This window comes from Sphingopyxis indica, assembly GCF_900188185.1.
In the GTDB taxonomy this organism is placed as follows: domain Bacteria; phylum Pseudomonadota; class Alphaproteobacteria; order Sphingomonadales; family Sphingomonadaceae; genus Sphingopyxis; species Sphingopyxis indica.
This window is the reverse complement of record NZ_FZPA01000005.1, coordinates 35,912-48,958: the sequence shown is the minus strand read 5'-3', so window position 1 is coordinate 48,958 and position 13,047 is coordinate 35,912. Positions and strand designations below refer to the sequence as shown.

Sequence of the window (13,047 nt, the reverse complement as noted above, 5' to 3'; positions counted from 1 at the left end):
AGATCAAGCCCCTCCCCTTCAGGGGAGGGGTTGGGGGTGGGGCTTATCGGCCTTGCGCAACGCTTCGAGGCCCCACCCCAACCCCTCCCCTGAAGGGGAGGGGCTTTGAAACTGTTGCCCTTAGACACCTGCATGAAACTCGCGCAGCATATGCTTCGCGATCTGGAGTTGCAGGATCTGCGTCGTGCCTTCGTAGATGCGATAGATGCGCGCGTCGCGGAAGAAACGCTCGGCGTCATATTCGGCAAGATAGCCCGCGCCGCCATAGACCTGAACGCAGGCGTCGACGACGCGGCCACACATTTCGCTGGCAAATACCTTGAACGCCGCGGCTTTGCGCAGGACATTCTCGCCCGCGTCGGCGCGGCGCGTGACGTCGGCCATCATGCATTCGGCAGCATAGATGTCGATCTCGCTCTGCGCGAGCATCTGCTGGATCAACTGAAAATTGGCGATGGGCTCGCCGAACGCCTTGCGTTCGGTCGCGTAGCGCACGGCGCTGTCGAGCGCCCGGCGCGCATAGGCGGTCGCGGCGGCGCCGACCGACATGCGGCCATTGTCGAGGCTCATCATCGCATAGGCAAAGCCCTTGCCGAGCTCGCCGCCGAGCAGCGCCTCGCCGCCGACGCGGACGTCGTCCATCACGATGTCGGCGATGTGGCTCCCCGCCTGGCCCATCTTCTTGTCCGGCTTGCCGACCGAGACGCCGGGGGCGTCCATCGGCACGACGAAGGCCGAGACATGCGCGTTTTTCGGCAGATTTTCCTTGCTCGTCCGCGCCATGATCAGCCCGACCTTCGCGAACGGCGAATTGGTGATATAGCGCTTGGTGCCGTTGAGCACCCAGCCGTTGTCGGTCTGCGTCGCGGTGGTCTGGAGCCCGGCCGAATCCGATCCCGACCCGGGTTCGGTCAGCCCGAAGCAGGCGATCTCGCCCGCGGCGACACGCGGCAGCCACTCAGCCTTCTGTGCTTCTGTGCCGCCATTTTTGAGCGCCGAGGTGAACATGCCGATGTTGATCGAGATGATCGAGCGGAAGGCCGGCATCGCATAGCTGAGCCTATGGATTGTTTTGATATATTGGCTGACGTTCATCCCGGCGCCGCCATATTCCTCGGGGATCGTCAGCCCGAACAGGCCCATGTCGCGCATTTCGGCCAATATGTCAGCCGGGATTTCGTCGCTTTCGATGATGCCCTTTTCGGCCGGAAGCAGCCGTTCGCGCACATAGCGTTCGAGCTGCTCGATGAACTGGTCGAAAACGTCGGCGTCCATGCCGGGGTTGCTCATGGCCTGTTCCTCAGATGGGGTCGTAGGGGAAGACGTGCGCCGACACCTCGTCGGCGCGTGCGAAGCTGGGGCGGAAGGCGGGGATCAGCTCGTCGGCGATCGCCTCGGCGCTCCAGCCTTCGAGTTTCGTCATCGAGCGGATCGGGCGCGGCTTGGAAAAGAGCAGGATTTCGTTCTTGCGCACGCTGAAGATCTGGTTCGTCACGTCCTTGGACAGGTCGGAGGCGAGATAGGCGACGAGTGGCGCGATCTTGTCAGCCGACATCTGCTGGAGCCGCTTGACGCGCTCTTGCTCGGCAGGGGTCGTCGCCGGGATCGAGCTGGTCATGCGGCTCCATGCGAAGGGCGCGATGCAGTTCGAGCGCACCCCGACGCGCGCCATATCGAGCGCGATCGACTGCGACAGCGCGACGACGCCGAGCTTTGCGGCCGAATAATTGGCCTGACCGACGTTGCCGATCAGGCCGCTCGTCGAGGTGAAGTGGATGAAGCTCCCAGACTGCTGCTCTCGAAAATAGGGCGTTGCAGCCTTCGAGACGTTGAAGACGCCGGTGAGGTTGACCTCGATGACGCTCTTCCAGTCCTCATAGCTCATCTTGTGCCAGATGGTGTCGCGCAGGATGCCGGCGTTGTTGACCACTGCGTCGATGCGGCCGAATTTCGCGACCGCATCCTCGACGATCGAGGTCGCTTCCTTCGGATCGGCGACATTGCCGAAATTGGCGGCCGCCCGGCCGCCCGCCGCGACAATCTCATCGGCGGTCGTCTGCGCCGGCGCCGCATCGCCGCCGTCGCCCGCTTGCGCGACGCCGGGGTCGTTGACAACGACCGCTGCGCCTTGCGCCGCGCAATGCAGCGCCAGCTCGCGCCCGATCCCGCGCCCCGCGCCGGTGATCGCAACGACCTTGCCGTCCAGACATTTGCCCATGGGCACTCTCCCGTCGAATCAACCGATAGCGCGATAGGGCGGCTGCCGCATCATTTCAACATTCAGAATTGATTATTCATATATATGAAAATAGAGGAGATGAATGACTGGCCCCGTCCGCTCCGTGTCCCAGGCGTTCGCGATCCTCCGCCTGCTCGGCGTTTCGGGCGTGCTGTCGCTGTCCGAAATCGGCCGTATCGTCGGCCTCAGCCCGTCGAGCTGCCTCAATCTTCTCAAGACCTTGGTGAACGAAGGCGCGATTGAGCGTGATCCTGTATCCAGGAAATACCGGCTCGCGACAGGGTGGCAGGCGGCCACATTCCTTCGCGAAGACGCCGCCGCCCGGCTGGCCGAGCGCGCGCAGCCGCTGATGGCGCGCTTTGCACAGGATAATGAGGCGGCGGTCGGGCTGTGGCGGGTCGTGTCGCGCGAACGGATGCAACTCGTGGCGCACGCCGAAAGCGATGCCGGGATGCGGCTCAGCCTTGCCGACGATCAGCGCCAGCCGCTCGGCGGCGGCGCTGCGGGGCGCGCTCTGGCGGCGGTGCAGGGCGTCGATGCGAGCGAGCTACGCCGCCGCTTCGCACCCGTGCGCTGGCAGGCCGAATTGCCGTTCGAAACATATGAAAGCCAGGTACGCGACGCGCGCGCGCGCGGTTTTGCGATCGACGACGGCTTTGCGCATCGCGGCGTCGTTACCGCGGCGACGGGGATCGCCGAGCGCGCGCCGGGCTTTTGCCTTTCGGCCTCGATCGTCGCGGGGTCGCGGAGCGCGGCGGAGGTCGAAACGCTCGGCGCGGGCCTCGTCGAGCTTCGCGCCGCGCTCGTCGCCGACCGCTAGCGCGTCAGAGTTCGATGGCGATCTTGACGCTGGCGAGCGGGACGCCCGCCGCCTGGGCGATGCGCCGCTTCGACGCGTCGATCTCTTCGCGCAGGCTGCCGAGGTCGCCGGCGTCGGCGCTTCCCGGCGTTGGCGGCACGGCGGCATCGCCGTTCGTGATGTCGTCGGCGGGCACGTCGAGCGCCGCGGCGAGCGCGTCGAGATTCTTGCGACGCGGCACCGATTTCCCGGCTTCCCACGCCCAGATGCTCGGCTTGCTGAGCCCGGCCTTGCGCGCGAGCGCCGACAGGCTGAGTCCCTGCGCCTCGCGCAGCCCCCTGATCCGCAGGCCCAGAGCGATGCCCGACCGCAGCGCGAGGCGCGAGGGATCGAATTCGGACGGCAGCGGATTGCGCAGGCGCGTGGCGCTCAACGCCGACTGGCCGAGCGGCGCGTCGAAGCGGCAGCCGAACAACCGCTCGCTGTTCCACACCACCGTCGCGACCACCTGTTCGGCTTCGGGAAGCGCGATCCTGAACCGGCGGCCGACGGCCAGCGCAGCGTCGGTTTCGATCAACATGCCCGAAGCGGAGAGGTTGTGGACGAGGACCGAATAGCCCGCCCCGCTTTCGTCGCCGCCCTCGGCGACAAGGTTGAGGGTGAAGCGTTCCGACGACCGGCGTGCTTGCCCGTCGGCTGTTTCCTGCATTGTTCCGCGCATAACCATGGCCGGACCATCATCGGTGCAACCCGTTTCCGACCGGTTAACGCCCGCCGGGCGGGCGGCCTCATTTCCGGCCGGGCGTTTCCATGAAAAGACGGCCCCGGCATAGACAACCACATATTGCTTGCCGTTCGCTTCATAGGTCATCGGGGTCGTCTGCCCGCCTGCGGGGAGCACGTCGCCCCTCGTCTTCGCTCGGGGAGGCGGTGGGGATTTACCGCTCGATGCCTGATCTCAGCCGAGGATGGCGGGGAGGTCGAGGCCCTTTTCGCGCGCGCAGTCGAGTGCGATCTCATAGCCGGCGTCGGCGTGGCGCATCACCCCCGACGCGGGGTCGTTCCACAGCACGCGCTCGAGCCGCTTCGCCGCCTCGCCGGTGCCGTCGGCGACGATCACCATGCCGGCGTGCTGCGAATAGCCCATGCCGACCCCGCCGCCGTGGTGCAGCGACACCCAGGTCGCGCCGCTCGCGGTGTTGAGGAGCGCGTTGAGCAGCGGCCAGTCGGACACCGCGTCGCTGCCGTCGCGCATCGCCTCGGTCTCGCGGTTGGGGCTGGCGACCGATCCCGAATCGAGATGGTCGCGGCCGATCACGACCGGCGCCTTGAGTTCGCCTTTCGCCACCATTTCGTTGAAGGCGAGGCCGAGCCGGTGGCGGTCGCCGAGCCCGACCCAGCAGATGCGCGCGGGCAGCCCCTGGAACTTGATCTTCTCGCGCGCCATGTCGAGCCAGCGGTGGAGATGCGCATTGTCGGGCAGCAGCTCCTTCACCTTGGCGTCGGTGCGATAGACGTCCTCGGGGTCGCCCGACAGCGCCGCCCAGCGGAAGGGACCGATGCCGCGGCAGAAGAGCGGGCGGATATAGGCGGGAACGAAGCCCGGAAAATCGAACGCATTGTCGACGCCCTCGTCCTTCGCGACCTGGCGGATGTTGTTGCCATAGTCGGTGGTCGGCACGCCCGCGGCCTGGAAGTCGAGCATCGCGCGAACATGCACCGCCATCGAGGCCTTGGCCGCCTTCGCCACCGCCGCGGGATCGCTTTCGCGCTTTTCGACCCATTCGGCGACGCTCCAGCCGACCGGCAGATAGCCGTTCACCGGATCGTGCGCGCTCGTCTGGTCGGTGAGGAGGTCGGGGCGAATGCCGCGCGCGTAGAGTTCGGGCAGTATTTCCGCGGCGTTGCCGAGCAGGCCGACCGACACCGGCGTGCTGTCGGCGCAGCTTTGCTCGATGATCGCCAGCGCCTCGTCGATCGACTGCGCGGCCTTGTCGAGATAGCCGGTGCGCAGGCGCATTTCGATGCGGCTCGGCTGGCATTCGATCGCGAGGCACGATGCGCCCGCCATCACCGCCGCGAGCGGCTGTGCGCCGCCCATGCCGCCCAATCCGGCGGTGAGCAGCCATTTGCCCGAAAGGTCGCCGCCATAATGCTGGCGCCCCATCTCGACGAAGGTTTCGTAGGTGCCCTGCACGATGCCCTGCGTGCCGATGTAGATCCACGAGCCCGCAGTCATCTGACCGTACATCGCGAGCCCGCGCTTATCGAGCTCGCCGAAATGTTCCCAATTCGCCCAATTGGGCACGAGATTGCTGTTCGCGATGAGCACGCGCGGCGCGTCGGCGTGGGTGCGGAAGACACCCACGGGCTTGCCCGACTGGACGAGCAGCGTTTCGTCGCCCTCGAGCCGCTTCAGCGTCTCGACGATCTTGTCATAGCTTTCCCAGTCGCGCGCGGCGCGGCCGATGCCGCCATAGACGACCAGTTCCTCGGGCCGCTCGGCGACGTCGGGATGAAGATTGTTCATCAGCATCCTGAGCGGCGCTTCGGTGAGCCAGCTTTTCGCGTTGAGCTGGTGGCCGGTCGGCGCCTTGACGACGCGGCTGTTGTCGAGACGGGTCATGGGTGTCCTTTCGCAAAGTCGAGCGCGGCGGCGATCACCTGGTGCAGCACGGGGGCGATCGCGGGGGTGGGGTCGAGGGGGCTCGGCCAATGATGTTCGTCGAGGGCCGCGGGCTCGGCCATATAGCCGCGCATCGCGAGTTCCATCTGGATCGCGTGGACGCCGGTTTCGGGGCGGCCGTAGTGGCGCGTCGTCCAGCCGCCGCGGAAGCGGCCGTTGACGACATGGCTGTGTCCGCTTGCGGCGCAGATCGCGGCGACCGCGGCTTCAAGCTCGGGCGCGCAGGTCGCGCCGCCATCGGTGCCGATATTGAACTGCGGCAATTCGCCGTCGAACAGGCGCGGCACGCGGCTGCGGATCGAATGGGCGTCGTAGAGGACGACGCGGCCATGCTGCGCCCTCAACCGCGCGATCTCGGCGGCGAGCGCGGCGTGATAGGGGGTGTGAAAGGCGCGGCGACGCTGTTCGATCTCGCCTTCGCTCGGTGTGCCTTCGACATAGAGCGGGTCGCCGTCGAAGGTCGTCGTCGGGCACAGCTCGGTCGTGGCTTGTCCGGGATAGAGCGAGGCGCCCGACGGGTCGCGGTTCATGTCGATGACGCTGCGCGAAATGTCGGTCGCGATCGTCGTCGCGCCGAGGTCGCGGACGAAAGCATAGAGCGGCTCGATCCACCAGTCGGTGTCGAGCCGCGCGCGCCATGGCGAGACAAAGGCGTCCTCGCGGCCGGCGAGCCCGGTGCCGCCGTGCGGGAAGGCGACGATCAGCGGCGCGTCGTCGCGATGGATGCGCAGCCAGTCCATCAGGCGATTCCCGGCAGCGCCAGCCCCGCCGCCTCCGCCACCGCGCCGCGCCGGACGAGCGCGTTCGCCGCCTCCATGTCGGGGTGGAAATGGCGGTCGTGGTCGAGCATCGGCACCTCGGCACGCAGCAGGGCGCGCACCGCTTCGAGCGCCGCCGAGGAGCTCAATCCCGCGTGGAAGTCGCAGCCCTGCGCCGCGGCGAGCAGCTCGATGCCGATCACCGCGCTCGCATTTTCGGCCATTGCGAGCAGGCGCCGCGCGCCGTGCGCCGCCATCGACACATGATCCTCCTGGTTGGCCGAGGTCGGGATCGAATCGACGCTGGCCGGATAGGCGCGCTGCTTGTTCTCGCTGACCAGCGCCGCGGCGGTGACCTGCGGGATCATGAAGCCCGAATTGAGCCCCGGCTGCGGGGTCAGGAAGGCGGGGAGGCCCGACAAGGCCGGGTCGACGAGCATCGCGATCCGGCGCTCGGCGATCGAGCCGATTTCGCAGATCGCGAGCGCGATCATGTCGGCGGCGAAGGCGACCGGCTCGGCGTGGAAATTGCCGCCCGACAGCGCTTCGTCGCTTTCGGCGAAGATGAGCGGGTTGTCCGAAACGCCGTTCGCCTCGATTTCGAGCGTCGCCGCCGCCTGGCGCAGCAGGTCGAGCGCGGCGCCCATCACCTGCGGCTGACAGCGTAGGCAATAAGGGTCCTGCACGCGCGGGTCGTCGTCGCGGTGCGAGGCGCGGATCGCCGAGCCCGCCATCAGGCCGCGCAGCGCCGCCGCGACCTCGATCTGGCCGCGGTGGCGGCGCAATTCGTGGATGCGCGCGTCGAAGGGCGTGTCGGAGCCCTTGGCCGCTTCGGTCGAGAGTGCGCCGGTGACGAGCGCGGCCTGGAAGATGCTTTCGGTCTCGAACAGCGCCGCGAGCGCATTGGCGGCCGAAAATTGCGTGCCGTTGAGGAGCGCGAGCCCTTCCTTCGCCGCGAGTTCGAGCGGGGCGAGCCCGGCGCGCGCCAGCGCGTCGGCGGCGGGCAGGCGCTCGCCCGCGACCTCGATTTCGCCGACCCCGATCATCGCCGCCGCCATGTGCGACAGCGGCGCGAGGTCGCCGCTCGCGCCGACCGAGCCCTGCGACGGCACCACGGGGGTCAGCCCCTTCGCCAGCATCGCTTCGAGCAGCGCGACGGTTTCGGGGCGGACGCCCGAGGCGCCTTGCGCGAGGCTTGCGAGCTTCAATGCCATCATCAGCCGGACGACGGGAACGGGCGACGGCTCACCGGTGCCCGCGGCGTGGCTGAGCACGATGTTGCGCTGGAGCGTCGCGAGGTCGGCGTCGCCGATCCGCACGCTCGCGAGCTTCCCGAAGCCGGTGTTGATGCCATAGACGGGGGCGCCATGCGCGAGGATGCGCTGCACGGCCTCGGCACTTTCGGCGATACGCGGCGCGCAGGCGGGGTCGAGCCGCGGCGCGGCGCCGCGATAGATGGCGCGCCAATGGCCGAGCGAAACGGCGCCGGGGTTCAGGATCATGTCGGTCATCGACCACTCCGGATGCGGGCATGGAGCGGGTTCAGCCCCATGCGATAGACGAGATCTGCGGGCTGCTCGATGTCCCAGATCGCAAGGTCGCACGCCTTGCCGGGTTCGAGCGTGCCGATATTGCTCCCCAGCCCCAGGGCGGCGGCGGCGTTTCGCGTCACGCCGATCAGGCATTCGGCGACGGTCAGCCGGAACAAGGTCGCGCCCATGTTCATCGCCAGCAGGATCGAAGTCAGCGGCGAAGTGCCGGGATTGCAGTCGGTGGCGAGCGCGATCGGGACGCGCGCCGCACGGAGCGCCGCGATCGGCGGCAGCTGCGTTTCGCGGGTGAAATAATAGGCGCCGGGGAGCAGCGTCGCGACCGTCCCCGCCCTCGCCATCGCGGCGATCCCCTCGGTGTCGAGACATTCGAGATGGTCGGCCGACAGCGCGCCGTAGCGCGCCGCGAGCGCCGCGCCATGCTGGTTCGACAATTGCTCGGCATGGAGCTTGACCGGCAGGCCGGCGCGCTTTGCGGCCTCAAAGACATGTTCGGTCTGTGCGGCGCTGAAGCCGATGCTCTCGCAAAAGGCATCGACCGCGTCGGCGAGGCCGAGCCGGGCAACCTCGGGCAGCATCGCGTCCGCGACATGCGCGACATAGGCGTCGGCGTCGCCCGCATATTCGGGCGGCAGCGCGTGGGCGCCGAGGAAGGTCGCGGCGATGCGCACGTCGCGCGCCTCGCCCAGCCGCCGCGCGGCGCGCAGCATCCGGATTTCGCTGGGCGTATCGAGGCCATAGCCCGACTTGATCTCGACCGTGGTGACGCCCTCGGCGATCAGCGCGTCGAGGCGGGGGAGGGCGGAGGCGACCAGCTCGTCCTCGCTCGCCGCGCGCGTCGCCTTCATCGTGGAGAGGATACCGCCGCCGGCGCGGGCGATATCCTCATAGGAGGCGCCCTCGAGCCGCAGCTCGAATTCGCGCGCGCGATTGCCTGCGTGGATCAGATGCGTGTGGCAGTCGATCAGGCCGGGGGTGATCCAGCGGCCGTCGCAGTCGACGATCTCGGCGGCGTCGAGCGCGGGGGCGCCGGCTTCGGGGCCGGCATAGACGATGCGGCCGTCCTTCGCGGCGATCAGCCCCGCCTCGACGATCCCCGGACCGTCGCCGGCCATCGTCGCGAGCCGCGCCTTGCGCCATAATGTGTCGCACCGCATCACGCGCGAATCTCCCTTCGCCGGAATCATTGCATCCTTCGCCAATAATGTATAGACATAATTACCGCTTCACGAAAGGCCGCCGATGACCGATCGCGCTCCCGCCGCCCACAGCCTGCATTTCCGCCGCGCGCTGCTGCCCGGCGGGTGGGAGGAGAATGTCCGCATCGGGATCGCCGACGGGCTGGTGACGACGATCGTGCAGGGTGCCGAGGCGCAACCGGGCGACGAACGCCACGCGCTCGCTCTGCCCGGGATGCCGAACCTGCACTGCCATGCCTTTCAGCGCGGCATGGCGGGACTTGCCGAGGTGCGCGGGCCGGGCGACGACAGCTTCTGGACGTGGCGCGAGCTGATGTACCGCTTCGTCGATTGCGTCGATCCCGAGGGGTTGCGCGCGATCGCGGCGCTCGCCTACGCCGAAATGCTCGAAAGCGGCTTCACCCGCGTCGGCGAGTTCCATTATCTGCACCACGATCCGGCGGGCGCCCCCTATGCCGATCCGGCCGAGATGAGCCGCGCGATCGTCGCCGCGGCTGCCGGGACCGGAATCGCGCTGACGCATTTGCCGGTTTTTTATGCGCATGGCGGCTTCGGCGGCGCCCCGGCGAGCGATGCACAGCGGCGCTTCCTGCACGATGTCGACGGCTTCGCGCGCCTGCTCGAAGCCGCACGAGCGGCGGCGGCGGAGCTGCCCGACGCGGTGGTCGGCGTCGCGCCGCACAGCCTGCGCGCGGTGACCGGCGCCGAACTTGCCGCGCTGCTCGACCTTGGCGGCGCGGCGCCGGTGCATATCCATATCGCCGAACAGGTGAAGGAGGTCGACGACTGCCTCGCATGGAGCGGCCGGCGGCCGGTCGAATGGCTGCTCGCCCATGCCGAGGTCGATGCGCGCTGGTGCCTCGTTCACGCGACGCACATGACCGCGGAGGAAAGCATGGCGCTCGCGGCGACGGGGGCGGTTGCGGGACTGTGCCCGATCACCGAAGCCAATCTCGGCGACGGGATATTTCCCATGCCGGCCTGGCGCGAGGCGGGTGGGCGCTTTGGCGTCGGCTCCGATTCGAACGTGCTCATCGACATGACCGAGGAACTGCGCTGGCTCGAATATGGCCAGCGGCTCGCGGGCCGCGCGCGCAACAGGCTCGCCGCGGCGCCCGACCGCTCGACCGGGCAGGATCTGTTCGACGCCGCGCTTGCGGGCGGCGCGCAGGCGCTCGGGGTCGAAGGGGGGCTCGCGGTCGGGCATTCCGCCGATATCGTCAGCCTCGACGAAAATCATGTCTCGCTCTTCGGCCGCTCGGGACCGTGGCTCACCGATTCCTTCCTCTTCGCGGCGGGGCGGGGGGCGATCGACCGCGTCTGGCGGCGCGGCGCCGAAGTGGTGCGCGGCGGCCGCCATGTCGCGCGCGAGGCGATTGAGGCCGATTATCGCCGCGCACTCGCAAGGCTCTTTGCATGAGCCTGCCGCTGCACGAGCGCATCCGCAGCGAGATGGAGGCGGCGATCCTGTCGGGCGCACTGCGCCCCGGCGCGCGCCTGCCGACCGAGCAGGAACTGATGCGCGACTATGGCTGCGCGCGAATGACGGTCAGCAAGGCGTTGTCGGCACTCGCCTCGGCAGGGCTGATCGAGCGGCGCAAGCGTGCGGGGTCGTTCGTCGCGCGCCCGCGCGTCCATTCGATGATGCTCGACATCCCCGACCTCGAACAGGAAGTGACGGAGCGCGGCCAGCGCTATCGTTTCGAACTCCTCGGCCGCAGGACGGCGCCGCCCGATCCGGCCGATGCCGAGGAGGTCCAGCTTGCGGGACGCGGCGAATTGCTGGTCATCGACGGCGTCCATTTCGCCGACGACATGCCGCTTGCCAGCGAACGGCGCCTTGTCAGCCTGTGGTCGGTGCCCGAAATCGCGCTCGAGGATTTCGCCGAAATATCGCCCGGCGCGTGGCTGCTCGGCCATGTGCCCTGGACCGAGGCCGAGACGCGCATCGCCGCGGTCGCTGCCGACCGGACCGTCGCCGCGCGGCTGGAAATCGAAACCGGAAACGCCTGCCTGTTCATCGAGCGGCGGACGTGGCGCGGCGACGAGGGGATCACGCTGGTGCGACAGCATTTCGTAGGCTCCGCCTATGACCTGATCGCCCGCTTCGGATCGGCGCGGAGCATGGGCGGCGTGTGAACGGCGCGGCGCGGCCCGTTCGACGTTCATCGGCGGTGCAGCCGACCGGAACCATGATAGCGGGACCGCGTTTCGGTCATCGAACAAGCGACGAAATGGAGTTTCGCGATGAAATATCTTCTTGGGGCGGCGCTGATGGCTGCCCTTGTGGTCCCGCTTTCCTCGGCGCAGGCCGACCCGCCGCCGTGGGCGCCCGCGCATGGCAAGCGTGCGAAAGACCGCGCCATATATGACAGCTACGGTCGCTATTATGAGCCGCGCCGGATCGGTTATGACGACTATGTGTGGCGCGGTCGCGACGGCCAATATTATTGCCGGCGCGACAATGGCACCACCGGGTTGATCGTCGGCGCGGCGGTCGGCGCGCTCGCGGGGCGCGAACTCGATGGCGGTCGCGATCGCACGCTCGGCACTATCCTCGGCGCAGTGGGTGGTGGCTTGCTGGGGCAGGCGATTGATCGCGGCGATCTGCAATGCCGCTAGGGTAGCGACCCGATTGTCCGACCCTTTCAAAAGGCGACGATCCTTCGGATTCTGAAGGAATGCCGAAGATTGCGGGTCTAAAGGACGATCGAGCGATAGACGTCCGCGACGCTTTCCGACGCCGCATCCCAAGAATAAGCGGCGCTGGCGGCGTGCGCTCTTAGCCCCATCGCCCGGCGGAGGCCGGCGTCGAGCAGTCGGGTGATCGCATCGACGTAGGCGGGCACAGCGCCGGGCAGGCACAAGAGTCCGGTCTCGCCGTCGACGAGCAGCGCGCGGGCGCTCGGCGCGTCGGCACTGACCACCGGAAGGCCCGACGCCATCGCTTCGAGCACGACATTGCCGAACGTCTCGGTCGTGCTGGGCGTGAGCATGATGTCCGCGCTCGCGACCGCGCGCGCGAGGTCGGGTCCGTCGAGATGCCCGGTCATCACCGCCCCGGGAAGCGCGGCGAAGGCGCCGGCCGCCGGTCCGGCGCCGACGATGAGCGGCGTGACGGGCACGCGGCACTGCAGCTCGCGCAGAACCGAAATGAAGGTTTTCACGCCTTTTTCGAGCACCAGCCGGCCGAAGAAGAGGATCGCGATCCGGTCGTCGCCGATCCCGCGCGCGCGGCGCCAGTCGAGATCGCGGCGGGTCGGCGCGAACCGGTCGCGATCGACCCCGCGGCTCCACACGCTGGCCTTGTCGTCGCCGCGCAGCGCTTTCATGTCGCGGGCAAGGCCCGGCGTCGGGGCAAGAACATGGTCGCTGCGGCGATAGAAGCGCCGGATATGCGCCTCGACCAGCGGGCGCCCCCACCCCAGTCCGTAATAGTCGAGATAGGATTCGAAGCGGGTGTGCAGGCTGGCGACCGTCGGAATGCCGCGCCGCAGAGCGAAGGTCTGCGCGCGCGTCCCGAGGATGTCGGGAGTCGCGACGTGGATTATGTCGGGGGCGAAGCGCAAAAGGTCGCGGCGGATCGACGCCGGCAGGCCAAGCGCGAGCTGAAATTCGCTGCGCAGCGGCAAGGCGATCGACGGCACCGCGATCAGCGTCCCGGCCGGCTCGAATGCCGGGGTGTCGGTCACCGGGGAATAGATGCGGACCTCGCAGCCCGCGTTTCGCTCGAGATAGGCGACGAGCGCGTTCAGCGCCTGGTTCGCGCCTTCGCGCAAATAGTTGTAATTTCCCGAAAACAAGGCGATCCGCATG

The 13,047-nt window shown here is 68.3% G+C and carries 12 protein-coding genes; 4 read left to right on the top strand and 8 right to left on the bottom strand.

The window, feature by feature from the left end; translation table 11 throughout:
- Positions 1–120: 120 nt before the first annotated feature.
- Both CHB69_RS08545 and CHB69_RS08540 read right to left on the bottom strand, forming a co-directional pair.
- Positions 121–1,290: an acyl-CoA dehydrogenase family protein gene (locus tag CHB69_RS08545; protein ID WP_089215594.1), complete on the bottom strand. Its 1,170-nt coding sequence runs from the start codon at positions 1,288–1,290 to the stop codon at positions 121–123.
- A 10-nt stretch (positions 1,291–1,300) separates the two neighbouring features.
- Positions 1,301–2,218, bottom strand: a complete 918-nt coding sequence (locus CHB69_RS08540; RefSeq protein WP_089215593.1) for an SDR family NAD(P)-dependent oxidoreductase — start codon at positions 2,216–2,218, stop codon at positions 1,301–1,303.
- A 103-nt stretch (positions 2,219–2,321) separates the two neighbouring features.
- Here CHB69_RS08540 and CHB69_RS08535 point away from each other — a divergent pair, with 103 nt between their 5' ends.
- Complete coding sequence (locus CHB69_RS08535; protein WP_089215592.1) at positions 2,322–3,059, top strand: helix-turn-helix domain-containing protein; 738 nt, start codon at positions 2,322–2,324, stop codon at positions 3,057–3,059.
- 4 nt (positions 3,060–3,063) lie between these two features.
- On the opposite strand, the gene CHB69_RS08530 is transcribed toward CHB69_RS08535, so the two are convergent.
- The 5 genes from CHB69_RS08530 to hutI form a co-directional block, all read right to left on the bottom strand.
- The gene (locus CHB69_RS08530; RefSeq protein ID WP_170935489.1) at positions 3,064–3,747 is read right to left on the bottom strand and encodes a helix-turn-helix domain-containing protein; all 684 of its coding nucleotides are present in this window, start codon (positions 3,745–3,747) and stop codon (positions 3,064–3,066) included.
- 249 nt (positions 3,748–3,996) lie between these two features.
- A complete protein-coding gene (gene hutU, locus CHB69_RS08525; RefSeq protein ID WP_089215590.1) occupies positions 3,997–5,664 on the bottom strand; it encodes a urocanate hydratase in 1,668 nt (555 codons plus the stop codon).
- A complete protein-coding gene (hutG, locus tag CHB69_RS08520; RefSeq protein WP_089215589.1) occupies positions 5,661–6,464 on the bottom strand; it encodes an N-formylglutamate deformylase in 804 nt (267 codons plus the stop codon). Before hutG ends, hutU begins: the two co-directional genes overlap by 4 nt.
- The gene (gene hutH, locus CHB69_RS08515) at positions 6,464–7,993 is read right to left on the bottom strand and encodes a histidine ammonia-lyase (RefSeq protein ID WP_089215588.1); all 1,530 of its coding nucleotides are present in this window, start codon (positions 7,991–7,993) and stop codon (positions 6,464–6,466) included. Before hutH ends, hutG begins: the two co-directional genes overlap by 1 nt.
- A complete protein-coding gene (gene hutI, locus CHB69_RS08510) occupies positions 7,990–9,189 on the bottom strand; it encodes an imidazolonepropionase (RefSeq protein WP_089215734.1) in 1,200 nt (399 codons plus the stop codon). The genes hutH and hutI overlap by 4 nt, the downstream gene beginning before the upstream one ends.
- A gap of 85 nt (positions 9,190–9,274) precedes the next feature.
- On the opposite strand from hutI, the gene CHB69_RS08505 reads away from it, so the two are divergent.
- The 3 genes from CHB69_RS08505 to CHB69_RS08495 all read left to right on the top strand — a co-directional run bounded on the left by CHB69_RS08505 (position 9,275) and on the right by CHB69_RS08495 (position 11,853).
- Positions 9,275–10,651 (top strand): formimidoylglutamate deiminase, encoded by a 1,377-nt coding sequence (locus tag CHB69_RS08505; RefSeq protein WP_089215587.1) that lies wholly within the window; start codon positions 9,275–9,277, stop codon positions 10,649–10,651.
- Positions 10,648–11,370: a histidine utilization transcriptional repressor HutC gene (hutC, locus tag CHB69_RS08500; RefSeq protein WP_089215586.1), complete on the top strand. Its 723-nt coding sequence runs from the start codon at positions 10,648–10,650 to the stop codon at positions 11,368–11,370. Before CHB69_RS08505 ends, hutC begins: the two co-directional genes overlap by 4 nt.
- 108 nt (positions 11,371–11,478) lie before the next feature.
- Complete coding sequence (locus tag CHB69_RS08495; RefSeq protein WP_089215585.1) at positions 11,479–11,853, top strand: glycine zipper 2TM domain-containing protein; 375 nt, start codon at positions 11,479–11,481, stop codon at positions 11,851–11,853.
- A 77-nt stretch (positions 11,854–11,930) separates the two neighbouring features.
- Here the strand turns inward: CHB69_RS08495 and CHB69_RS08490 are convergent, their stop codons facing one another.
- Complete coding sequence (locus CHB69_RS08490; RefSeq protein ID WP_245836638.1) at positions 11,931–13,046, bottom strand: glycosyltransferase family 4 protein; 1,116 nt, start codon at positions 13,044–13,046, stop codon at positions 11,931–11,933.
- Between the last annotated feature and the right edge of the window lies 1 nt (position 13,047).

What these genes read in the sequence shown, in the direction of transcription:
- CHB69_RS08545 (WP_089215594.1), bottom strand. Translation starts at nt 1,290, where the DNA reads ATGAGCAACCCCGGCATGGACGCCGACGTTTTCGACCAGTTCATCGAG.
- CHB69_RS08540 (WP_089215593.1), bottom strand. Translation starts at nt 2,218, where the DNA reads ATGGGCAAATGTCTGGACGGCAAGGTCGTTGCGATCACCGGCGCGGGG.
- CHB69_RS08535 (WP_089215592.1), top strand. Translation starts at nt 2,322, where the DNA reads ATGACTGGCCCCGTCCGCTCCGTGTCCCAGGCGTTCGCGATCCTCCGC.
- CHB69_RS08530 (WP_170935489.1), bottom strand. Translation starts at nt 3,747, where the DNA reads ATGCAGGAAACAGCCGACGGGCAAGCACGCCGGTCGTCGGAACGCTTC.
- hutU (WP_089215590.1), bottom strand. Translation starts at nt 5,664, where the DNA reads ATGACCCGTCTCGACAACAGCCGCGTCGTCAAGGCGCCGACCGGCCAC.
- hutG (WP_089215589.1), bottom strand. Translation starts at nt 6,464, where the DNA reads ATGGACTGGCTGCGCATCCATCGCGACGACGCGCCGCTGATCGTCGCC.
- hutH (WP_089215588.1), bottom strand. Translation starts at nt 7,993, where the DNA reads ATGACCGACATGATCCTGAACCCCGGCGCCGTTTCGCTCGGCCATTGG.
- hutI (WP_089215734.1), bottom strand. Translation starts at nt 9,189, where the DNA reads ATGCGGTGCGACACATTATGGCGCAAGGCGCGGCTCGCGACGATGGCC.
- CHB69_RS08505 (WP_089215587.1), top strand. Translation starts at nt 9,275, where the DNA reads ATGACCGATCGCGCTCCCGCCGCCCACAGCCTGCATTTCCGCCGCGCG.
- hutC (WP_089215586.1), top strand. Translation starts at nt 10,648, where the DNA reads ATGAGCCTGCCGCTGCACGAGCGCATCCGCAGCGAGATGGAGGCGGCG.
- CHB69_RS08495 (WP_089215585.1), top strand. Translation starts at nt 11,479, where the DNA reads ATGAAATATCTTCTTGGGGCGGCGCTGATGGCTGCCCTTGTGGTCCCG.
- CHB69_RS08490 (WP_245836638.1), bottom strand. Translation starts at nt 13,046, where the DNA reads ATGCGGATCGCCTTGTTTTCGGGAAATTACAACTATTTGCGCGAAGGC.